The organism is Stenotrophomonas sp. YJH_SMC_16, from assembly GCF_059367875.1.
Genome location: NZ_JCAFRH010000001.1, coordinates 390,943 through 411,843, shown reverse-complemented (window position 1 = coordinate 411,843; position 20,901 = coordinate 390,943). Strand labels below are relative to the sequence as shown.

Below are 20,901 nucleotides of genomic sequence, written 5' to 3'. Positions count from 1 at the left end.
TGAACCGTTGCCGTTGAATGCGGGTCGATTCACGGCAGCGTGACCGCAGCGCCACGCGTGCTCTACGCCTACTTGTCCAGACTGGCAGCACATTCCGCAGGAGTACGACACGATGAGCAATACGACCCGCACGCTGATTGCCTCGGCCCTTACGCTGGCCCTGGCGCTGTCCTCCTCGGCCGCATTCGCCAAGGATCCGGCCGCGAAGAGTCCCCCCAAGACCGATCATTCGGCAATGACCCACGCCGACCGCCATGATTCCAACGAGCCGGTGACCGACAGCTGGATCACCACCAAGGTGAAGGCTGATCTGCTGGCCAGCAGCAACGTTCCGGGCACGGAGATCAAGGTGGAAACGGTGAACGGCGTGGTCAGCCTCAGTGGCGCCGTGGCGACCCAGGCCGAGAAGGACAAGGCGGTCACCACCGCCAAGGGCATCAAGGGCGTGACCCGCGTCGATGCCGCTGCATTGAAGGTCAGTGCTGCTGCCAAGCGCTGACCCCGGTGGGCGCCCCATGCGGGGCGCCCACTGACCTGTAGAGCCGAGCCATGCTCGGCTGGAACTCCAAGGCAGCCGAGCGTGGGCTCGGCTCTACAGCATCGAATTCCGAACCCGTTCAGCCAACCGCGCTGGAAATTCCAGAGTCGTGACCGCCTGCGCTATATTGCCGGTTCCGCCGCAGTGGGGCCGGTAACGGCAGACGCTTTGCGGCTGTGCTGACGAGGAACTATGGCGCTGGTTTTCAGTGATGACATCTGGGACCGCTGGCGGTTGCCGGCCCTGGCGCTGGCCGCTGCCGCGATCATCGTGGTGCCGTGGTTGACCCTGCGCAAACTGCAGCAGGACAGCGAAGAGGCGATGGCCTGGGTCAACCATACCCAGGCCGTCGGTGTGGCGCTGCAACAGCTGCAGGCCGATGTACGCGATGTCGAATCGGCTGCGCTGACCCTGTCCAAGGGCGTGGACGCACCTGGCCTGCGCGAGCGCATGGCCAAAGCCAATGACCTTCCCGGGCGCCTGGCTGAACTGGGGCGGATGACCCGCGACAATCCTGATCAGCTGATCCGCATCGGCCGCATCGAGTCGATGCTGGAAGGGCGCATGGCGCTTGCCCGCGAACTGGCAAAGTCCGAGCCCAACAGTGATCAGCGCGAGCTGGTGCAGGATCTGAGCACGCGTTATCCGATCCGTGGCCTGGTGGAGGAACTGCAGGCCAGCGAGCAGAAACTGCTGACACAGCGTGCCGAGCAGGCTGCCCGCCAGCGCAAGCAGACCGAGCTGGTATCGTGGAGTTCGCTGGTGATCCAGCTGTCGCTGCTCGGCCTGGTGCTGTGGCTGCTGCAGCGGCAGATTGGTCGACGCCTGCATGCCGAACGGCAGTCGCTGCGCTCGGCCGCACGTGCAGCCTCGGTGCTGCAGACCGTGCGTGAACCGATCGTGCTGCTCGACCGCGACCTGCGCGTGCAGCTGCACAACCCTGCCTTCGCCGAATTGTACGGGCTGCAGGATGAACGCGCCGATGGCCTGTTGCTGGATACTGTCGGCGACGGCGCGTGGAAAGATCCCGTTATGCGCCAGCGACTGTCCGATGTGCTGTTGCGCGGCCGCGAACTGTGGGACTTCGAGCATGAACAGCGCGCTGCCGATGGCATGGTGCGCTACATGCTGCTCAATGCACGGCGCATGCCGCTGCCGGACACCGACGACGAAGTGGTGTTGCTCACGGTCAGCGACGTCACCGTGCAGCGTGCCGTGCAGTTGCGGGTGGAGGAACTGAACCGCCAGCTGGAAGGCAAGGTTGCGCAGGTGTCCGAGGTCAACAGGGAACTGGAAGCCTTCAGCTATTCGGTCTCGCACGATCTGCGCGCGCCGCTGCGCCACGTGGCCGGATTCTCCGACAAGCTGTCGCGCCATCTGGGCGACGCCGCCGATGACAAGAGCCGCCATTACCTGGAGGTGATCTCCAGTTCGGCGCGGCGCATGGCGGCACTGATCGACGACCTGCTGGTGTATTCGCGGTTGGGCCGCGCGGCAATGCGCCAGCAGGCGGTGGACATGCAGTCGCTGGTGGCCGATACCCGCGCCATGCTCGATTCCAACCTGCAGGCCGAGGCCGAGAACAGCGGCCATGCGCACCATGTGGAGTGGAGCATCGCACCGCTGCCGATCGTGGTGGGCGATGAGAACATGATCCGCCAGGTCTGGCTGAACCTGCTCGGCAACGCGGTGAAGTACTCGGGCAACCGTGAACCGGCGAAGATCCGCGTGGACTACCAGCCGCAGCCTGACGGCGGTCATCAGTTCACGGTCAGCGACAATGGTGCAGGCTTTGACATGGCCTACGCCGGCAAGCTGTTTGGTGTCTTCCAGCGCCTGCACAAGGCCAGCGACTACCCGGGTACCGGCATCGGCCTGGCCAGCGTGCGCCGCGTGCTCACCCGTCATGGTGGCCGTATCTGGGCCGAGGCTGAACCGGACGTCGGCGCCACCTTCCACTTCTACCTGCCTCCCGCGATCGATGCGGACAAACAAGGGCCTTCTGCATGACCACTCTGCGCACCATTCTTCTCGCCGAAGACAGCCCGGCTGATGCCGAAATGGCGATCGACGCCCTGGAAGAGGCGCGTCTGGCCAACCCCATCGTGCACGTCGAGGATGGCGTGGAAGTGATGGACTACCTGTTGCGCCGTGGTGCCTTTGCCAACCGTGAGGAAGGCCTGCCGGCGGTGCTGCTGCTGGACATCAAGATGCCGCGCATGGATGGCCTGGAAGTGCTGCGGCAGATCCGCGAGCACGAAGAGCTCAAGCGCCTGCCGGTGGTGATCCTGTCGTCCTCGCGCGAGGAAAGTGACCTGGCCCGCAGCTGGGACATGGGCGTGAACGCCTATGTGGTCAAGCCGGTGGACGTGGACCAGTTCTTCGGCGCGGTGCAGACCCTGGGAAAGTTCTGGGCGTTGATCAACCAGGCACCGGAACTCGAGTGAGCCCATGCCCCTGACCGGTCCCGCCCTGGGGGCGCTGCGCATCCTGCTGGTGGAGGACTCACCGGAAGATGCCGAGCTGATGTCCGAACAGATGCTTGATGCGGGCCTGGAGGCCCGTTTCGAGCGTGTCGAGAGCGAGGCTGAACTGCGCCAGGCACTGGTCGCGTTCCAGCCGGACATCGTGCTGTCCGACCTGAGCATGCCGGGATTCTCCGGTGACGACGCGCTGCGCATCGTGCGCGAAACCTCACCGGAAGTGCCCTTCATCTTCGTCTCCGGCACCATGGGTGAGGAGAACGCGGTGGCGGCGCTGCAGAAGGGCGCCAATGACTACATCATCAAGCACCTGCCGGCGCGCCTGCCGTCGGCAGTGGCGCGTGCGATCCGCGATGCACGCAGCGCGATCGAGCGTGCTCGGGTGGAAACCGAACTGATGCGCGCACAGCGCCTGGAAAGCCTGTCGCTGCTCGCCGCCGGCCTCAGTCACGACCTGCGCAACATCCTGCAGCCGCTGCTGATCATGCCGGACCTGCTGAAGGCGCGAACCGACGATCCGCAGCTGCACCATCTGGCCGATGTCATCGCCGAGTGCGGCCGCCGTGGCCATGAGATGGCCGAATCGATGCTGTCGTTCGTGCGCGGTTCGCGCAAGCCGAGCGAACGCATCGAGATCGATGGCCTGTTCGATGCGGTGGCGCTGCTGTTGCGCAGCAACGTGCCCGATGCGGTGCGCCTGGAACTGCAGGTGCAGGACGAAGGCCTGGTGGTCGACGCCAACTACACCGAACTGCAGCAGGTGATGCTGAACCTGGCGCTCAACGCGATCCAGGCGATGCCCAACGGCGGTCGCCTGAGCCTGACCGCCAGCCATGCCGGCCAGCGCGATGGCGTGGACTGGATGCACATCCGGGTGGCTGACGAAGGGATCGGCATGGATGCGGACACACTGTCGCATCTGTTCAATCCATTCTTCACCACCAAGGCCGATGGCACCGGCCTGGGCCTGATCTCCTGCAAACGCATTGTTGAAGGCGCCGGCGGCAGCATCCACGTCAGCAGCCAGCCGGGGCAGGGCACCTGCTTCGAGCTGCGCCTGCCGATGCACGACGCCATTGATGGCAGTGAGCCGATCGAACAGCTGGTGGCACTGGGCAGTGGCCAGTCGATCCTGGTGGTCGATGGCGAAGCCACGCGCCTGTCGCTGCTGGGCAATGCGCTGTCCAGCCAGGGCTACCAGCTGCAGCTGGCGTCCGACGGCCCGGCTGCGCTGCGCTGGATGCAGCAGGAGGCGTTGCCGGCACTGGTGATCGCCGACGCCGGCTCCAAGCTGCTGCCGGCCAGCCAGCTGTTGGGCGAGATGGCGGCACTGGGCTATCGCGGCCCGGCGCTGGTGCTGGAGGACCCTGCGGTGCCGGTCTCGGCCGATGCATTCCCGGCCGGTGTGGAGGTGCATGTGCTGCGCAAGCCGCTGCAGATGCAGCAGGTCTTCCGCGCGGTGGCCGAAGCGCTGGGCTGAGTAAGCGTCGCCGGGCATGGCCCGGCGCTACCCACCGCCTTCGGTAGCGCCGGGCCGTGCCCGGCGGCAGGTCAGGTCGATCAATCCACGGTTTCCCAGGGGAACCGCGGCAGGGCGTCCACCGCCTGTTCCAGCCGCCGCGACCAGTTCTGATGGATGTCGGCATACAACGCTGAATCCGCGCCCAGCCGCAGCTGCTGGCCGATGCGCAGCTCGCCGTCGCGCAGCAGCGCAAGATCGATCGGCAGGCCCACCGACAGGTTGGAACGGATGGTGGAGTCCAGCGAGACGATCGCCGTGCGCGCCGCGTCTTCCAGGCGGGTGGTCGGGCTGAGAATGCGGTCGAGGATCGGCTTGCCATACTTGGACTCACCGATCTGCAGGTAGGGCGTCTCCGGCGAGGCGGCGATGGCGTTGCCGAGCGGGTAGATCATGTACAGACCGGGCCGCTCGCCGGCGATCTGGCCGCCGAAGATCAGCGTGGCCTGGGTGTTGACCCCATCGTGGCCATGTTCGCTGTGGCTGCTGTGCACCTGGCTGTCCACCAGCAGCTGGCCGACGTACTCGGCAGCCTCGAACAGGTGGGTCATGTCGTGCAGGTTGGGCGTGCGTCGTTCACTGGCGTCGCGCCCCAGGCGCGACACCAGCAGCTGGGTGGTGGCCAGGTTGCCAGCCGCCATCAGCACGTAGGCTGCCTGGCCGGGGTACTCGAACACGTGCAGCTTGCGGTGCACGCGCACATCGTCCAGCGAGGCATTGGTCCGGGTGTCGGCAGCGAAGACCAGGCCCTCGTCCACCTCGATTCCAACGCAATAGGTCATGTCGGTGCCCTATCATGTGCGTCCCGGATTGTAGGCAGGCCGCCGTGACGACGGCATGTCCACGCCCCCCAAGTGCCGTCACCTGAACCGCATGACCACCGTGCTCCTGAGCCTGGGCAGCAACGTCCAGCCCCGCCGCTACCTCCACGCCGCGGTGACGGCCCTGCGCGAGCGCTTCGGCGCGCTGCGGGTGTCGCCGGCCTACCGTACTGCCGCGGTCGGCTTCGACGGCCCGGCCTTCCTCAACAACGCCGTGGCGATCGACACCGACCTGCCGCTCCAGGAACTGGACGACTGGCTGCACGCGCTGGAAGACGCGCACGGCCGCGACCGCAGCGGGCCGCGCTTCTCCGACCGGACCCTGGACATCGACGTGGTGTTCTACGGTGACCTGGTGGTGGAAGGCCCCGGCCACCTGCGCATCCCGCGCCCGGAGCTGAAGCATGCCTTCGTGCTGAAGCCGCTGGCCGACATCGCCCCGGACTTCATCGACCCGGTCAGCGGATTGGACCTGGCCACGCTGTGGCGTGCGCACACGCAGTTTGGCGAAGCGTTCGAGGTCGTGGAGCTGGAATGATCGGTTGTTGTTGCCGCTGCGCTCGCCGGGCATGGCCCGGCGCTACCGGTGGTGCCGGTCGCTGGCCGGCAATGCTTCAACTGACCGTGCGCCCGCCATCCACGCGCAGGGTGTGGCCGGTGACGAAGCTGGCTTCGGCCACCAGCCAGTACACCGCTTCGGCAATCTCCTCGACCGTGCCGATCCGCGCCAGCGGCGTGCGCGCCAGCAGCGCCTCGCGGGCGAAATCGTCCTTGCCCTGTTCCGGCCACAGGATCGCGCCGGGCGCCACCGCATTGACCCGCACCTTCGGCGCCAGCTCCAGCGCCAGCGAGCGGGTGGCCATCTCCAGCGCGGCCTTGGCCATCGTGTAGGCGATGTGGTCCCGCATCGGGTCGGTGCCGTGCAGGTCGGTCAGGTTGACGATGCAGCCCTGCTGGCGGCGCAGGTAGGGCGCCGCCGCCTGTGACAGCAGCAGCGGCGCGCGCGCGTTGACCGCATACAGCTCGTCCATTGCCTCGGCGGTGACCTGACCGAGCGGGGTGGGGAAGAAGTTGGAGGCATTGTTGACCAGCGCGTCCAGGCGGCCAAAGTGGGTGACGGCCTGTTCCACCAGGTCGGGCAGGGCGTCGGCGTCACGCAGGTCGGCCTGCAGGGCCAGCACGCTGCCGGGGCGCACGTTGTCGAAATCGAACGCGGCCTGCTGCAGCTCGGCGCTGGAGGTGTTGGCATGCAGCACCACCGACCAGCCACAGGCGTGGAACTGGCGGGCGATGGCCGCACCGATCCGGCGCGCGCTGCCGGTGATCAGGACCACGGGGTGGGTATCGCTCATCGAGGGTCCTCCAAGGCTCGGCTATCCTGTGCACCATTGTCACCGCATTCGAAGACGCCATGCAGCCCACCTTCCCCCTGCCCGAAGCCGATGCCCTGGCCCACAGCGACCAGCTGGCGGCCGCCCTGCGTGCTGAAATCCTCGCGCAGGGCGGGGCGATGCCCTTCTCGCGCTTCATGGAACTGTGCCTGTATACCCCTGGCTGGGGTTACTACAGTGCCGGCGCCAGCAAGTTCGGTGGCAGTGGTGACTTCACCACCGCGCCCGAGCTTGGCAGCCTGTTCGCCGGCAGCGTGGCCAATGCGCTGGCGCCGGTGTTCGCGCAGCTGGGTGCACAGGCGCGGATGCTGGAACTGGGCGGCGGTACCGGCGCCTTTGCCGAGGCCGTGCTGCTGCGCCTGGCCGAACTGGACGCGCTGCCGTCGCGCTATGCCATCCTCGAACCCAGCGCCGACCTGCGCGAGCGACAGCAGCAGCGCCTGCAGCAGAACCTGCCGGCCGAGCTGGCCGCGCGCGTGGACTGGGTCGACCGCCCGTTCGAAGAGGACTGGGAAGGCGTGGTGTTCGCCAACGAGGTGATCGACGCGCTGCCGACTCCGCGCTTCCTGATCCGCGATGGCGAGGTCTATGAGGAAACCGTCGAGCTGGATGCCGAAGGCAACTTCATCCGTGGTGCGCAGCCGGCCGATATCCTGCTCAACGGTGCGGTGCGCCACATCGAGCGCTACCTGGAAAAGCCCTTCGCCGAAGGCTACCGCTCCGAGGTGCTGCCGCAGCTGCCGTACTGGCTGCAGGCGGTGGCCGGCGGCCTGCAGCGTGGCGCGATGCTGTTCGTCGACTACGGTTACAACCGCGGCGAGTTCTACCAGCACGACCGCGACGATGGCACCGTGCGCGCGTTCTACCGCCACCACGTGCACAACGACGTGCACCGCTGGCCGGGCCTGCAGGACATTACGGCGTCGGTGGATTTCACCGCGATGGCCGAGGCCGGCATGCACGGCGGTTTCGAGCTGGCTGGCTACTGCAGCCAGGCCAGCTTCCTGCTCGGTAATGGCCTGGACCAGGTGCTGCTGCTGGCCGAGGAACGCACCGACGAGGTCGGCCGCATCCAGTTGCGCGACCAGGTGAAGAAGCTGACCCTGCCGACCGAGATGGGCGAGCGCTTCCAGGCCATCGGCCTGCAGCGTGGCGTCGATTTCGAACCGGCCTTCGAACTGGGTGACCTGAGCTGGCGCCTGTGAGCGAGGTGTTGCCGGTGATCAAGCCGTTGCGGCGGCCGCGGTTGTGGGCCGTGCTGTGGGGTTTGGCCGTGCTGCTGGTGATTGTGGTCTGCCTGATCCCGCCACCGCCGATTCCGTTGCCGGAAAACAGCGACAAGGGCGAACACTTCCTCGCCTATTTCATCCTGGCAGGCAGCGCGGTGCAGCTGTTCCGTCGGGGCCGCCCGCTGCTGTGGGTGGGCGTGGGCCTGGTGCTGATGGGCATCGGCATCGAGTTCGCGCAGGGCGCGCTGACCAGCAACCGCATGGCCGACCCGATGGATGCCATCGCCAACACGATCGGTGTGCTCGCCGGCATGGCCACCGCACTGACCCCGCTGCGCGACCTGCTGCTGCGCTGGCGCGGGTGAGGTTCCTGTAGAGCCGAGCCCATGCTCGGCTTTCCGGTTGAAAAGCAGCCGAGCATGGGCCCGGCTCTACAGTAGATCCACGCGATGCGTGGATCCGGCCGCAAAGCGCAACCAAGGTTGGCACCTACCTGAGCGTGACCTCATCCAGCACCCACATCGCCGGGCGCGTGTCGCCGGTGAAGTTGATGCACAGATCGCCGTTGCCAGCGGTGCCCTTCGGCAGCGCCGCGCGCAGGGTCACGAAGCCGTCGGCATCGGTCTGCGCCGGCAGCGGCACCTGAGCCAGCACCTTGCCCGTGCAATCACCGCGGCGGATCAGTATTTCACCGTGTGCGCTCCGGGCCTTTTCGAAGCGGCGCTTCGGCTCGTCGTGGGCCAGCTGGAAGTAGTACGGAATACGCCCCGCACGCACTTCCACGTTGCCGATGCCGTCCAGCTGCGCCTGCGGCCAGCGCCAGCACGGCTGGAAGATGTCCACGTTGAACACCGCACGCGTTCCCTCACGCGGGCCATCGTCTTCCAGGCGCAATACCAGGCCGTTCGTGCCCACGCAGCTGAGTAGCTCATCACTGCGGCGGCTGAGCAGCGACTGCGCGGTGAATGCGGCGATGGTCGGCTTCGCGGCCAGCATCTGCCCCTGGTAGAACGCCGCCGCCTGCACGGTGGTCGGTAGTTTCCCGGTCAGCGGCTGCTGGTACAGCGGCGACTGCGCGGTCACCGGTTGGCCATCGGTGCTGTAGCGCACTTCATAACCCAGCGGATTGGCCAGTGACACGGTCACTGTGCCGGCCGCGCGGTTGTCGGTGTAGTCCACGCCCACTTCGAACGGGGTCTGCGCATAGGCCAGGCCCCAGGCACGGTAGCGCTGCAGCTGGGAGGGCAGGCGCGCGAGGAAATCGCGGAAGTCGCGATGCTCCGGCGTGCTCCAGCCGGTCTCGGCCACCGCGGCCAGGCGCGGGAACAGGTTGTGCTGCAGGCGTGCATAGCTGCGCGTGTGCTCGGTGAACATGTTGGCCTGCAGGCCCAGGATGTGCCCACGCTTGTCGGCGGCCAGCTCGGCCGGCACCGGCTCGAAGTTGTAGAGCTTGCCGAGGTTGACCTGGGTCGGACGGCCCGGCGGTTCATTTGGCGAGGCGGTCTGCAGGTAATCCAGGTACAGGTAGCCGACCGGCGACATGATCACGTCATGGCCGGCGCTGGCCGCAGCCAGTCCGCCTTCGGTGCCCTGCCACGACATCACTGTGGCCTGCGGCGGCAATCCGCCTTCGAGGATTTCGTCCCAGCCGATCAGGCGCCGGTCGTGTTCCTCCAGGAAGGTTTCCAGGCGCTTGATGATGTGGCTCTGCATGGCCATTTCATTCTTGATGCCCAGCGCACGCATGCGCTGCTGCACCCGCTTGGATGCTTCCCACTGGTCCTTCACCGCCTCGTCGCCACCGACGTGCACGTACCTGGCCGGGAACAGCGCGATCACTTCTTCCAGCACGTTCTCGAGGAAGGTGACGGTGCTGTCTTCCACGTTGAACAGGTTTGGGAACACGCCCCACTCGCTGATCGGCTTCAGCGGCGTATCGATGGTGCCCAGCTCCGGATACGCGGCAATCGCAGCAGTCGCGTGGCCCGGTACATCGATTTCCGGAATCACCTGGATATGCAGCTTCGCGGCATAGGCGATCACTTCGCGGATCTGCTCCTGGGTGTAGAAGCCGCAGTACGGATGCTCCTGGCCGCTGACCGGATCGATGCCGCCGTCACCGGCCGGCAGGCGGCAGCTGCCCACGTCGGTCAGCTTCGGGTAGCGCTTGATCTCCATGCGCCAGCCCTGGTCGTCGGTCAGGTGCCAGTGGAAGGTGTTGAGCTTGTGCGCGGCCATCGCGTCGAGCACGTGCTTGATCTCGTCCAGGCTCTGGAAGTGACGGGCGGAGTCGAGCATGAAGCCGCGCCAGCTGAAGCGCGGCGCGTCCTGGATCTGCACTGCGGGCAGCACGCCGTTGCTGCCGCCGGTGGCGAGCTGGGCGAGGGTGGTCGCGCCGTAGAACAGGCCGGTTTCGTTGCCAGCCTGCACCAGCACGCCCTGTGCGGTGCTTTCCAGCGTGTAGCCCTCACCGCTGTCGCGGAAGGTGGGCACGATCTGGAAGCGGATGCTGCCGGCCTTGGCGCTGGCTTTGCCCTTGGCCAGTGCCAGGCGCGGGCCACCGCTGCGGGCCAGCAGGTCGGCGAACTGGTTGGCGACGCGCTGCGCGGCTTCGCCTTCGGCCTGCAGCACGGTATCGGCGCGCACGGTGATGCCGCTGCCCTGGCCGCGCTGCACGGTGGCCGGGGCGGGAATCAGCATCAGGCTGCCGGCGCGCAGCTGCGGGCCGGGTGCTTCAGCGGCAGGCGTGGGGTCGGCGGCAAGTGCCGGCAGCGCCGGCAACAGGGCGAGCAGGCTGCCCAGCAGCACTGCGCTGCGCATCCGGGCGCGGGAAGGCTTGACCATCGGTACGACTCCTTGGAACGGTGCGATGAACGCTATACATGAAAAACGCCGGGCCCGGAATGACCCAGGCCCGGCGTGCGTGCACGACTCGGCGATGTTGCTGCCGCTGGATCAGTACTTGAAGCGGAAGTTGAGGTAGTACTGGCGACCGTTGCTGTAGAACGAGGTCGGGATCGCCGCGGTCTGGTAGTACTTGTAGGTCGGGTTGTTGAGGTTGAGCGCATCGAAGCTGATGCTCAGCCAGTCGGTGGCCTTGTAGCTCAGCGACGCCGACAGGGTGCCGAAGTCATCCTGGTAGTACGGGTTGGCGCCGGACAGGCCGATCAGGAACGACGAACGGCGGGTGTAGCTGACGCGTGCACCGAAGGTATCGTTCTCGAAGTAGGCACCGACGTTGTAGGTGTTCTTCGAAGTGCCCAGCAGGTTGTCGCTGCCGTCGGCCCAGGTGTGGTCGGTGCTGCCATCGGCGTAGGTGTAGTTGGCATTGACACCGAAGTACTCGCCGATCGGCTGCTCATAGGCCACTTCGATACCGCGGACCTTGCCGTCGGCATTGCGCGGGCGGGAGATGTTGTATTCCTCGAGACGGTTGGTCAGCTCGCTGAACAGCATCTCCTTTTCGGTGCTGAAGGCCACGTAGTCCTTCAGGCGCATCGAGTAGGCACCGATCGACAACATGCCGCGCGGCATGAAGTACCACTCCAGGTTGGCATCGAAGTTGGTCGACACCACCGGCTTCAGCTTCGGATTGCCGCCACCGCCAGTCCGGTTCAGGTCCGAACCGTAGGACGAGGCACCCAGTGCCGAGAAGTCCGGCAGGGTCTGGGTCTGCGAGGCGGCCACGCGCAGCACCAGGTCGTCGCGCAGGTCGTACTTGAAGTTGGCGCTCGGCAGCACGCGGTTGTGCTTGTTCTCGAAAGCTTCGCGGGTCCACGCGCCGAACAGGCTGCTCACGTCCGGCACGGTCGAGCCGGTGGCGGCGGCGTAGGTATCGATATCCTGCTTGATGTTGACGTAGCGCAGGCCGACGTTGCCGCTCCAGCGGTCGCCGCTGAAGTTGCCCTGTACGTACGCGGCGAAGTTCTTCTCGGACACCTTCCACTCGGCGCCGTAGTTGTGGCGGCCGGTCGGGCCGTCATTGCCGGACAGCCAAGTGGAGTTGTTGGTCACCGCTTCCTTCAGCGCACCCGGGGTGAAGTACCACAGGTCACGCGGGAAGCTGCCACCGATGCCGTTGGCAAAGCCGCCGGGGAAGTTGGCGGTAGCGCCGTTCTTCAGCGCATTCCAGATCGCGCCCGGGGTTGCGCCTTCCGGCGACTTGGCCTCGCGCTTGTGGTCGCCGAAGCGGGCGCCGAAATCGATCGAGTTCAATACGCCAGCGTCGGCGAAGTACTGGTTGAAATCGAGCGTGGCCCACTTTTCCTTGTCGATCGCGGTGACCTGCTGGTTGCCCCAGGTGCCGAAGTCGGTCACGCCGCTCGGGCCGATGTTGCCACCGACGTTCCAGTCGATCGGCGAGCCGTTGCCGTGGGTTGCCCAGGTGGCGCCGCCACCACGGGCCAGGTTGACTTCGGCGATGTACTGGCGCGGCGTTTCGCCGGTGCCCTTGGTGCTGCCAGCCTGGAACTTCATGCCCAGGTTGTCGCTGATCTGCCAGTCGGCATCGAAGGTGATGTAGTTGGTCTTGGCCTTCGACTCGCGGTAGATCATGTCGTACACCGCGTAGTCGCGGTCGGCCTGGCCGGCGAAGGTGGCGTTGGACAGCACGCCATCCTTGACGACGTAACCCGGATTCGGGGCCTGGCCCGGAATCAGGATCTTGTTGCCATTGGCATCTTCAACGGTACGGTCGTTGAGGATGCGGCCGCCCCACAGCATGAAGTTGCGGTTGTAGTTGTTCGCCTTCAGTTCCGAGCTGAAGCCTTCCAGGCCGAGGGTCAGGTTGTCCATCGGCTTGAACTGCAGCGACACCAGACCGCCCTTGCGCTCGCGGGTCTGTTCAAACAGGGTCGAGCCGAGCAGGCCCGGCGCGTACACGCCGGCCAGGTCCGGGTTGGACTTGGCCACGGTGCCATTCGGATCGATCTGGAAGAAGCCGCCCGGGATTTCCTGCGCTTCGCGGCGCAGCTCGCGCTTCTGGCTGAAGGCCTGCACCATCACGCCGAAGTTGCCTTCGTCGTTCTTGTAGTTGAACAGTGCCGACAGCTGCGGGTCGTTGGACTTGGCCTGGTCCGAACGCACCATGCCGATGGAGCCTTCCGCAGTGAGCTGCTTGGAGAATTCCAGCGGCTTGCGGGTGAGGATGTTGACGGTACCGGTGGTGCCGCCGTCCTGCAGCTTGGCCTGCGAGGACTTGTTCACTTCCACCGAGCGCACCAGTTCCGACGGCAGCAACGAGTAGCTGACGCTGCGGCCGACGTTGTTGCCCTGGCTGAGCACGAACCAGTCGGCGGTGCCGACGGTGTGGCCGTTGATCAGGGTCTGGGTCAGGCTCGGGCTGGTACCGCGCAGGCTGACACGGTCGGCTTCGTCGAAGCCGCCTTCGTCGGCGCTGGACGAGCTGATGTTCACGCCCGGCAGGCGCTGCAGCGTATCGGCGACGTTGTGCGCGGGCAGCTTGCCCACGTCTTCGGCGGTGACCACTTCCACGCGGGCATTGGCTTCGCGCTTGGTATCCAGCGACTTTTCCATCGAACCACGGATGCCGGTGACCTGCACGGTATCCAGGTCGGTGGCGGTCTGGGCGGCCTGCTGCGCGTGCGCACTGAAGGCGATGCAGCTGACGATGGCGGCCGAAAGCAGGGTCTTGCGGGTGTTCATGATGTCTCTCCTCATCACTCGATTGGATGCCGGCGGCGGTGTTCGGTTACGGTTGCGATGACATGCGCGGGGCGGCGGCGAAGTCCCGTGCGTTGGCGTGCCACGTACTGCGTGCTGCGATTGCGTTGAAGCCTGTTGCGGTGTCAGGCGGCCGACTGCTGCTGCAGGTACCAGCTTGCAGCGCCGACCACGCCCAGCTGGCCGTGTTCGACGACCTTCACCGGGATGCGTGCCAGTGCTTCGCCCATCGGTCCCTTCTGCAGGTAGCGTTCGACGAAGGTGCTGGCGTGCAGGTATTCGCGGATCTGCGGCAGGATGCCGCCGGCCAGGTAGACGCCACCGTGGGCGCCGTAGAACAGGGCCATGTCGCCGATGGTGCTGCCGAGCAGGCCGCAGAACACATCCAGCGCCTGGCGCGCGTGCGCATCGGTATCGGCCATGGCGGCGGCGGTGACCGCATCGGGGCTGGCCAGCGTCGGTGCCTGTCCCTGCAGTGCGCACACTGCGCGGTACAGGTTCATCAGGCCCGGGCCGGAGATCGCATGTTCGATCGACACGTGCGCGCGGTCGCGCTGCATGTGGCGGACGATGGCCATTTCCAGCTCGGTGCTGGCGGCCAGGGTCGGCTGGCCGGCTTCGGTGGGCAGTACCACCGGGCCATGCGCAGTGGGAATCCACAGTGCTGCACCGAGGCCGGTACCGGGGCCGACCACCAGGGTCGGACCGCGCGTGGCGGTGTCCGGCCCGCACAGGTGCAGCACGCCGCTGGCGTCCACCTGCGCGGCGGCATAGGCCACCGCTTCGAAGTCGTTGACGATGTAGACGCGCTGCAGGCCGACGTCGGCCTCCACCTGGCGCGCCGACAGCGGCCACGGCAGGTTGGCGGTGATCACCGTGCCGTCCTCGCGGGCGTAGCCGGCGCTGGCGACCACGCAATGCGTGGGCCGCGGGCCTTCGCCGAGGAAGTCGGACAGGATCGCGCTGAGGCCGGCATGGTCGGCATTGCGGTACTTGCGGTACTCCAGCACCTGCACCGGGTGGGCGGCATCACCGCTGGCCTGGACCCTGGCCACGCGCACATGGGTGCCACCGACGTCGGCGGCCAGGAACGAGGGCGCGACTCGGGACAGGACATGGGCCGGGGCGGGGTGGCTGGCGGTCACGCGGGCTCCTGCTGCAGGTGGGGCCGGCCCCGGGATCGGGGGCGGCGATTGGGGCGGAGTCTGTAACCCCGCTGACAACGATGTCAACGAGTTCGTGACACTTTCGTTGCTGCATCGCAACGAATGCGACATGCAGTAAACGTTTACATGGCGTGAGTGCGGGTTTCACGTTGGAACCATTGCCGCACATGGGCCAAGGCCTCCGGCGCATTCAGCACGATGCGTTGCGATCGGGTTGCGCAGTGCAGCACGAGGTTCACGGGGCTGCGCGTGGAAGTTGACAAACCGCGGCTGTCCATCGAAAGAATGTGACAACGTTGTTCCCAGCCACTCTCCGACGCCGCGTTCTGCGGCCGTCGCCGCAGGAGCCCTCCTGATGTCCGCCGTCCCCGCTGCAAGCGCGCGCCCGAACGTGGCCACCTCCATCGCCATCGTTGGCGTGCTGTTCTTCCTGATCGGCTTCTTCACCTGGCTCAATGGCCCGCTGATCACCTTCGTCAAGTTGGCCTTCGAACTCAGCGAGGTCGGCGCCTTCCTGGTGCTGATGGTGTTCTACCTGTCCTACTTCTTCCTGGCCCTGCCGGCGTCATGGATCCTGCGCCGCACCGGCATGAAGAAGGGCCTGAGCCTGAGCCTGCTGGTGATGGCCGGTGGTGCCGCGTTGTTCGGCGAATTCGCCACCCAACGCTGGTACCCGGGCGCGCTCGGCGGCCTGTTCGTGATCGGCAGCGGCCTGGCGCTGCTGCAGACCGCGATCAACCCCTACATCTCCATCCTCGGCCCAATTGAAACTGCGGCACGCCGCATCGCGCTGATGGGCATCTGCAACAAGATCGCCGGCATGCTCGCACCGGTGCTGATCGGCACCCTGGTGCTGCATGGCATCGGCGACCTGGACAAGCAGGTGCAGGCCGCCGACGCGGTCACCAAGGTCGCGCTGCTCAACGAATTCGCCGCCAAGATCCATGCGCCGTACCTGGCGATGGCCGCGCTGCTGGTGGTGCTGGCGGTGGCCGTGCTGTTCTCGCCGCTGCCGGAGATCAAGTCCTCCGAAGCCAATGCAACGCCGTCAGGGGCACCGGGAACGGCCGAGCGCCGCAGCATCTTCCAGTTCCCGCATCTGTGGCTGGGCGTGCTGTGCCTGTTCGTGTACGTAGGCGTGGAAGTCATGGCCGGTGATGCGATCGGCACCTACGGCCACGGTTTCGGCTTGCCGCTGGACCAGACCAAGATGTTCACCTCGCTGACGCTGGGTGCGATGTTGGCCGGCTACGTGGTCGGCCTGCTGGCGATCCCTGGCCTGGTCTCGCAGTCGCGCTACCTGACCATTTCGGCAGTGATGGGCGTGGTGTTCTGCCTGGGCGCCTGGGCCACCCACGGCTACGTCTCGGTGGCCTTCGTGGCGCTGCTGGGCTTTGCCAACGCCATGATGTGGCCGGCCATCTTCCCGCTGGCGATCCGCGGCCTGGGCCGCTTCACCGAGACCGGCTCGGCCCTGCTGGTGATGGGTATTGCCGGCGGCGCGATCATTCCGCAGCTGTTCGCCGTGCTCAAGCAGCACATCGACTTCCAGCTGGTGTTCGTGCTGCTGATGGTGCCGTGCTACCTGTACATCCTGTTCTACTCGGTGATCGGCCATCGTGCCGGCCTGCCGCAGGACAAGGCCTGATCGGCGATGATGGACGGCAGCCAACCCCAGGGAAAACCCATGCGCAGAGCGACCATCAAGGACGTTGCGGAGAAGGCCAAGGTCTCGTTGAAGACGGTCTCGCGGGTGATCAACAACGAGCCCTCGGTCATGCAGGCCACCCGTGCGCGGGTGCTGCGAGCCATCGCCGAGCTGGACTACGAGCCCGATCCGTCGGCGCGCAACCTGCGCAGCGGCACCACCTTCGTGATCGGGCTGGTCTACGACAACCCGAACCCGTACCACATCATCGGCGTGCAGAACGGCGTGCTGGCCGCGTGCCGCGAGACCGGTTTCGGCCTCCAGATCCACCCCTGCGATTCCAGCTCACCGCTGCTGGCCGATGAGCTGGCCGACTGGGTGCAGCGTTCGCGGCTGGCCGGGCTGGTGCTGACCGCGCCGATGTCCGAGCGCCGCGACCTGATCCAGGCGCTGACTGCGCGCGGCATCAAGCTGGTGCGCATCATCGCCGCCACCGAAGACCCGGCCGACGGTGCCTGCGTGTTCGTCGACGACCGCGAGGCGGCCTACGAGATCACCGAGCACCTTATCCAGCTCGGCCACCAGCGCATCGGCTTCCTCTGGGGTGGCATCTCGCACCGCTCGTCGGGCGAACGCTACGCCGGTTACGAAGCCGCGCTGAAGGACTACGGCATGACCGTGGACAAGCACCTGGTGGTGCAGGGCGATTACACCTTCGACGACGGTTTCCGCGGTGCGCGCCGTCTGCTGGCGCTGCGCGAGCCGCCCACCGCCATCTTCGGTTCCAACGACGAAATCGCCGCTGGCGTGCTGGCCGCCGCCAAGTCGGCCGGCATGAACGTGCCCTACGATCTGTCCATCGCCGGCTTCGAGGACAGCCCGTTCTCGCGCCAGTCGTGGCCGCCGCTGACCACCGCCAAGCAGGCCACCGAAGACATTGCCCGCCATGCCGCGCGCCTGCTGATCGCACAGCTGCGCAGCGACGCCTACGACGATGCGCCGGCACCACTGCACAACCAGGGCTTCGTGCCGCAACTGGTGGTGCGCGGTTCGACCGCGCCGATGCGCCCGGCCGGCGTACGCCCCCTTCCTTCCGATCCTGCCTGAGCCTGCCATGTCGCTGTCAGACCCCACTTCCACCCTGATGTTCGCCGAGGCCGCTGAAGCGGCTGACGTGGTTGCCCGCCAGTTCTCGCGCAACCACGCCACCCTGGAATCCCTGGCCGCCAGCCTGCGTGCTGCGCCACCCCCGTTCGTGGTCACCTGCGCACGCGGCAGCTCCGACCACGCTGCCACCTATGGCAAGTACCTGCTGGAAACCCAGCTGGGCCTGGTGGTCGCATCGGCCTCGCCGTCGGTGGGTTCGGTCTATGCCGCACCACTGCAGCTGCGCGGTGCGCTGTTCATCGTCATCTCGCAGTCGGGCAAGAGCCCGGACCTGCTGCGCAACGCCGAGGCCGCCAAGGCCGCCGGTGCGCGCGTGATCGCGCTGGTCAACGTCGAGGATTCGCCGCTGGCGCTGCTGGCCGATACGGTCATTCCGCTGCATGCCGGTGCCGAAAAGAGCGTGGCGGCGACCAAGAGCTACCTGGCGTCGCTGGCCGCACTGCTGCAGCTGGCTGCGTACTGGAAGCAGGACAGCAGCCTTCGCGCCGCACTGGACCTGCTGCCGGACGCGATGCGCGAGGCGTGGCAGTGCGACTGGAGCGCGGTGACCGAAGGCCTGGTCGAGGCCACCAACCTGTTCGTGCTCGGCCGTGGCCTGGGCTTGGGGGCGGCCCAGGAAGCGGCGCTGAAGTTCAAGGAAACCTGCAGCCTGCATGCCGAAGCCTACAGCTCGGCTGAAGTGAAGCACGGCCCGATGGCGCTGGTTGACCGTGGTTTCCCGGTGCTGGCCTTTGCCCAACCCGACGAGACCGGCGCCGGTACTCGTGCTGTCGTCGAAGAATTCACCGCGCGCGGTGCACAGGTGTGGATGGCCGGTGCCGGTGGCAACCTGCCGGTGGCGGCCGCACCGCATCCGCTGTGTGCCCCGCTGCTGACCGTGCAGAGCTTCTATCGCGCGATCAACGCGCTGGCGCTGCGCCGTGGTTTCAACCCGGATCTGCCGCCGCATCTGAACAAGGTTACGGAGACGGTGTGATGGCCACGGTCCTGCGCAACGCCCGCATCCTGGCAGGCGAGGAGTTCCGCGACGATCTGGCGGTGGTGATCGAGGACGGTCGCATCAGCGCGCTGCTGCCTGACGCTGCACCGCAGCTGGGCCAGGCGGCCGAGCAGATCGATCTGGACGGCGGCTGGCTGCTGCCCGGCTTCATCGATGTGCAGGTCAATGGCGGCGGCGGCGCGCTGTTCAACAACACGCCCGATGTCGCCTCGCTGCGCACCATCGCGCGTGCGCACCGGCGCTTCGGCACCACCGCGATGCTGCCGACGCTGATCAGCGACGATGTGGACGTGATGCGCGAAGCAATCGCTGCGATGCGCGAAGCAATCGCTCAGGGCGTGCCCGGCGTGATCGGTATCCACCTGGAAGGCCCGTACATCGCGCCGGCGCGCAAGGGCACCCACGATGCCAGCAAGTTCCGCGTGCCGGACGAAGAAGAAATCGCGCTGGCCGCCTCGCTGGACAACGGCGTGACCCTGCTGACACTGGCACCGGAACGCGTGCCGCTGGAGACCATCCGTGCGCTGGTCGAACGTGGCGTGATCGTGGCCGCCGGCCACACCGCAGGCACGTACGAAGAGATCCGCGCCGGCCTGGATGCCGGCGTACGCGGCTTCACCCATCTGTACAACGCGATGTCGCCGCTGCAGGGCCGTGAGCCTGGCGCAGTGGGCGCTGCGCTGGAAGACCGCGACAGCTGGATCGGCATCATCGTCGATGGCGTGCATGTGCATCCGGCCAGCCTGCGCGTGGCGCTGGCGGCCAAGCCGCGCGGTCGCCTGCTGCTGGTGACCGATGCGATGCCGCCGGTCGGTGCCGACGATCCCAGCTACGTGCTCTACGGCGAAACCATCACTGCCATCGACGGCGTGGTGCGCAATGCCGCCGGTTCGCTGGCCGGCTCGGCGCTGGACATGGCCACCGCCGTGCGCAACACCGTGCAGCTGCTCGGCCAGCCGCTGGCCGAAGCCGCACGCATGGCCTCGACTTACCCGGCGCAGTTCCTCAACGTCGACGACCGCCTGGGGCACATCGCCGAGGGCTACCAGGCCGACCTGGTGCTGCTGGATGATGCCCTGCAGGTGCGTGGCACCTGGATTGCCGGACAGTACGAGGCCGCCTGATGAACGCGACGCCGCCACGCCGGCTGGGCTCGATCGACGCCCTGCGTGGCATCACCGTGGCGGCGATGCTGCTGGTCAACAACCCGGGCGACTGGAGTGCGGTGTTCGCACCACTGCGCCATTCGGAATGGTATGGCTGCACGCCCACCGATCTGGTGTTCCCGTTCTTCCTGTTCCTGGTGGGCGTGTCGATGGCGTTCAGCGTAGCGCCGCGCGCGCTGGACGCGTCGGTGCGGCCTGCACTGGCGCGTGGCGTGCTGGAACGCGCGCTGCGCATCCTGCTGGCCGGTGCGCTGCTGCACCTGCTGATCTGGTGGGCGTTGGATACCCATCACTTCCGCATATGGGGCGTGCTGCAACGGATCGCGGTGTGTGCGGCGTTGGTGGGCGTGCTGGCGGTCTATGCGCGGCCACGCGTGCAGGTGAGCGCTCTGATCGCGCTGCTGGTGGGGTACACCGTGCTGCTGCTGGGCATCGGTGATCTGGCGCCATGGACCAACCCCGCCAGCCGCCTGGATACCACGCTGTTCGCCCCGTGGATCTACCAATGGCACGCCGATACCGGGCTGGGCCATGACCCGGAAGGGTTGCTGAGCACGCTGGGCGCGCTGGCCAGTACCGTGCTCGGTCTGTTGGCCGGAGGCCTGCTGCGCAGCGGACGTGCCGTGGCGCTGGCCGGGCTGGGTGTGGCGACCGCTGTGCTGGGCCTGCTGTTGGCGGTGGTGCTGCCGTTGAACAAGCAGCTGTGGACGCCCAGTTACGTGCTGTGGACGGGCGGCCTGGCGGCGCTGGCGCTATGGCTGGGGCACTGGCTGATCGATCAGAAGGGCTGGCCGGCGCTGGGCCGGCGCTTCGGCGTCAATGCGATCACGGCGTATCTGGGCGCATCGGTGATGTCGGTGGTGCTGATGGCCAGCGGTGCCTGGAGCTGGATCTGGCAACAGCTGGCCACCGCCATGCCGCAGGTGCTGGAGCTGGCCTCGATGTTGCAGGCGTTGGTGTTCGTTGCGCTGTGGTGGGGCGTGGCGTGGTGGCTGGACCGACGTCGCATTTATCTGAAGATCTGAGCGCGGGCAAAGATAGTAGCGAACGGCTCATCCACGCATGGCGTGGATCTACTGGGCCAGGATTGC

Annotated in this window: 17 protein-coding genes; 12 read left to right on the top strand and 5 right to left on the bottom strand. The window is 66.8% G+C overall.

Features of this window, described 5'->3' with window-relative positions; translation table 11 throughout:
* Window positions 1-112: 112 nt before the first annotated feature.
* From AC5P6E_RS01775 to AC5P6E_RS01760, 4 genes are all read left to right on the top strand, one after another.
* The gene (locus tag AC5P6E_RS01775) at window positions 113-499 is read left to right on the top strand and encodes a BON domain-containing protein (protein ID WP_010480966.1); all 387 of its coding nucleotides are present in this window, start codon (window positions 113-115) and stop codon (window positions 497-499) included.
* 231 nt (window positions 500-730) lie between these two features.
* On the top strand, window positions 731-2,548 hold the full coding sequence (locus AC5P6E_RS01770; protein WP_313470902.1) for a sensor histidine kinase: 1,818 nt from the start codon (window positions 731-733) through the stop codon (window positions 2,546-2,548).
* The gene (locus AC5P6E_RS01765) at window positions 2,545-2,985 is read left to right on the top strand and encodes a response regulator (protein WP_005411057.1); all 441 of its coding nucleotides are present in this window, start codon (window positions 2,545-2,547) and stop codon (window positions 2,983-2,985) included. Before AC5P6E_RS01770 ends, AC5P6E_RS01765 begins: the two co-directional genes overlap by 4 nt.
* A gap of 4 nt (window positions 2,986-2,989) precedes the next feature.
* On the top strand, window positions 2,990-4,501 hold the full coding sequence (locus AC5P6E_RS01760; RefSeq protein WP_010480961.1) for a hybrid sensor histidine kinase/response regulator: 1,512 nt from the start codon (window positions 2,990-2,992) through the stop codon (window positions 4,499-4,501).
* An 80-nt stretch (window positions 4,502-4,581) separates the two neighbouring features.
* On the opposite strand, the gene AC5P6E_RS01755 is transcribed toward AC5P6E_RS01760, so the two are convergent.
* Window positions 4,582-5,322: a proteasome-type protease gene (locus tag AC5P6E_RS01755; protein ID WP_164193314.1), complete on the bottom strand. Its 741-nt coding sequence runs from the start codon at window positions 5,320-5,322 to the stop codon at window positions 4,582-4,584.
* A gap of 91 nt (window positions 5,323-5,413) precedes the next feature.
* Here AC5P6E_RS01755 and folK point away from each other — a divergent pair, with 91 nt between their 5' ends.
* Entirely contained in the window at window positions 5,414-5,899 is a 486-nt protein-coding gene (folK, locus tag AC5P6E_RS01750) for a 2-amino-4-hydroxy-6-hydroxymethyldihydropteridine diphosphokinase (protein WP_019336898.1), read from the top strand.
* 76 nt (window positions 5,900-5,975) lie between these two features.
* Here the strand turns inward: folK and AC5P6E_RS01745 are convergent, their stop codons facing one another.
* Complete coding sequence (locus AC5P6E_RS01745; protein ID WP_008265570.1) at window positions 5,976-6,713, bottom strand: pteridine reductase; 738 nt, start codon at window positions 6,711-6,713, stop codon at window positions 5,976-5,978.
* A gap of 59 nt (window positions 6,714-6,772) precedes the next feature.
* Here AC5P6E_RS01745 and AC5P6E_RS01740 point away from each other — a divergent pair, with 59 nt between their 5' ends.
* Together AC5P6E_RS01740 and AC5P6E_RS01735 are read left to right on the top strand one after the other, a co-directional pair.
* Complete coding sequence (locus AC5P6E_RS01740; protein ID WP_010480950.1) at window positions 6,773-7,957, top strand: class I SAM-dependent methyltransferase; 1,185 nt, start codon at window positions 6,773-6,775, stop codon at window positions 7,955-7,957.
* The gene (locus AC5P6E_RS01735; protein ID WP_010480949.1) at window positions 7,954-8,346 is read left to right on the top strand and encodes a VanZ family protein; all 393 of its coding nucleotides are present in this window, start codon (window positions 7,954-7,956) and stop codon (window positions 8,344-8,346) included. Before AC5P6E_RS01740 ends, AC5P6E_RS01735 begins: the two co-directional genes overlap by 4 nt.
* A gap of 124 nt (window positions 8,347-8,470) precedes the next feature.
* Here AC5P6E_RS01735 and AC5P6E_RS01730 read toward each other — a convergent pair whose 3' ends face one another.
* The 3 genes from AC5P6E_RS01730 to AC5P6E_RS01720 all read right to left on the bottom strand — a co-directional run bounded on the left by AC5P6E_RS01730 (window position 8,471) and on the right by AC5P6E_RS01720 (window position 14,808).
* A complete protein-coding gene (locus AC5P6E_RS01730) occupies window positions 8,471-10,825 on the bottom strand; it encodes a beta-N-acetylhexosaminidase (RefSeq protein WP_495230631.1) in 2,355 nt (784 codons plus the stop codon).
* A gap of 111 nt (window positions 10,826-10,936) precedes the next feature.
* A complete protein-coding gene (locus AC5P6E_RS01725; protein WP_010480947.1) occupies window positions 10,937-13,645 on the bottom strand; it encodes a TonB-dependent receptor in 2,709 nt (902 codons plus the stop codon).
* A 143-nt stretch (window positions 13,646-13,788) separates the two neighbouring features.
* Window positions 13,789-14,808, bottom strand: a complete 1,020-nt coding sequence (locus AC5P6E_RS01720) for a glucokinase family protein (protein ID WP_019338839.1) — start codon at window positions 14,806-14,808, stop codon at window positions 13,789-13,791.
* Window positions 14,809-15,184: 376 nt separating this feature from the next.
* Between AC5P6E_RS01720 and AC5P6E_RS01715 the strand changes: the two genes are divergently transcribed.
* From AC5P6E_RS01715 to AC5P6E_RS01695, 5 genes are read left to right on the top strand one after another with little or no spacing between them, the layout of a single operon-like run.
* Complete coding sequence (locus AC5P6E_RS01715) at window positions 15,185-16,477, top strand: sugar MFS transporter (RefSeq protein ID WP_005419333.1); 1,293 nt, start codon at window positions 15,185-15,187, stop codon at window positions 16,475-16,477.
* A 39-nt stretch (window positions 16,478-16,516) separates the two neighbouring features.
* Window positions 16,517-17,584 (top strand): LacI family DNA-binding transcriptional regulator, encoded by a 1,068-nt coding sequence (locus tag AC5P6E_RS01710; protein WP_100446739.1) that lies wholly within the window; start codon window positions 16,517-16,519, stop codon window positions 17,582-17,584.
* Window positions 17,585-17,591: 7 nt separating this feature from the next.
* Complete coding sequence (locus AC5P6E_RS01705) at window positions 17,592-18,620, top strand: SIS domain-containing protein (protein WP_019338836.1); 1,029 nt, start codon at window positions 17,592-17,594, stop codon at window positions 18,618-18,620.
* Complete coding sequence (gene nagA, locus AC5P6E_RS01700; RefSeq protein WP_049481520.1) at window positions 18,620-19,768, top strand: N-acetylglucosamine-6-phosphate deacetylase; 1,149 nt, start codon at window positions 18,620-18,622, stop codon at window positions 19,766-19,768. The genes AC5P6E_RS01705 and nagA overlap by 1 nt, the downstream gene beginning before the upstream one ends.
* Entirely contained in the window at window positions 19,768-20,835 is a 1,068-nt protein-coding gene (locus tag AC5P6E_RS01695) for an acyltransferase family protein (RefSeq protein WP_495230628.1), read from the top strand. Before nagA ends, AC5P6E_RS01695 begins: the two co-directional genes overlap by 1 nt.
* Window positions 20,836-20,901 lie beyond the last annotated feature (66 nt).

Coding starts and splice junctions, on each gene's coding strand:
- AC5P6E_RS01775 (WP_010480966.1), top strand. CDS start 113: ATGAGCAATACGACCCGCACGCTGATTGCCTCGGCCCTTACGCTGGCC.
- AC5P6E_RS01770 (WP_313470902.1), top strand. CDS start 731: ATGGCGCTGGTTTTCAGTGATGACATCTGGGACCGCTGGCGGTTGCCG.
- AC5P6E_RS01765 (WP_005411057.1), top strand. CDS start 2,545: ATGACCACTCTGCGCACCATTCTTCTCGCCGAAGACAGCCCGGCTGAT.
- AC5P6E_RS01760 (WP_010480961.1), top strand. CDS start 2,990: ATGCCCCTGACCGGTCCCGCCCTGGGGGCGCTGCGCATCCTGCTGGTG.
- AC5P6E_RS01755 (WP_164193314.1), bottom strand. CDS start 5,322: ATGACCTATTGCGTTGGAATCGAGGTGGACGAGGGCCTGGTCTTCGCT.
- folK (WP_019336898.1), top strand. CDS start 5,414: ATGACCACCGTGCTCCTGAGCCTGGGCAGCAACGTCCAGCCCCGCCGC.
- AC5P6E_RS01745 (WP_008265570.1), bottom strand. CDS start 6,713: ATGAGCGATACCCACCCCGTGGTCCTGATCACCGGCAGCGCGCGCCGG.
- AC5P6E_RS01740 (WP_010480950.1), top strand. CDS start 6,773: ATGCAGCCCACCTTCCCCCTGCCCGAAGCCGATGCCCTGGCCCACAGC.
- AC5P6E_RS01730 (WP_495230631.1), bottom strand. CDS start 10,825: ATGGTCAAGCCTTCCCGCGCCCGGATGCGCAGCGCAGTGCTGCTGGGC.
- AC5P6E_RS01725 (WP_010480947.1), bottom strand. CDS start 13,645: ATGAACACCCGCAAGACCCTGCTTTCGGCCGCCATCGTCAGCTGCATC.
- AC5P6E_RS01715 (WP_005419333.1), top strand. CDS start 15,185: ATGTCCGCCGTCCCCGCTGCAAGCGCGCGCCCGAACGTGGCCACCTCC.
- AC5P6E_RS01710 (WP_100446739.1), top strand. CDS start 16,517: ATGCGCAGAGCGACCATCAAGGACGTTGCGGAGAAGGCCAAGGTCTCG.
- AC5P6E_RS01705 (WP_019338836.1), top strand. CDS start 17,592: ATGTCGCTGTCAGACCCCACTTCCACCCTGATGTTCGCCGAGGCCGCT.
- nagA (WP_049481520.1), top strand. CDS start 18,620: ATGGCCACGGTCCTGCGCAACGCCCGCATCCTGGCAGGCGAGGAGTTC.
- AC5P6E_RS01695 (WP_495230628.1), top strand. CDS start 19,768: ATGAACGCGACGCCGCCACGCCGGCTGGGCTCGATCGACGCCCTGCGT.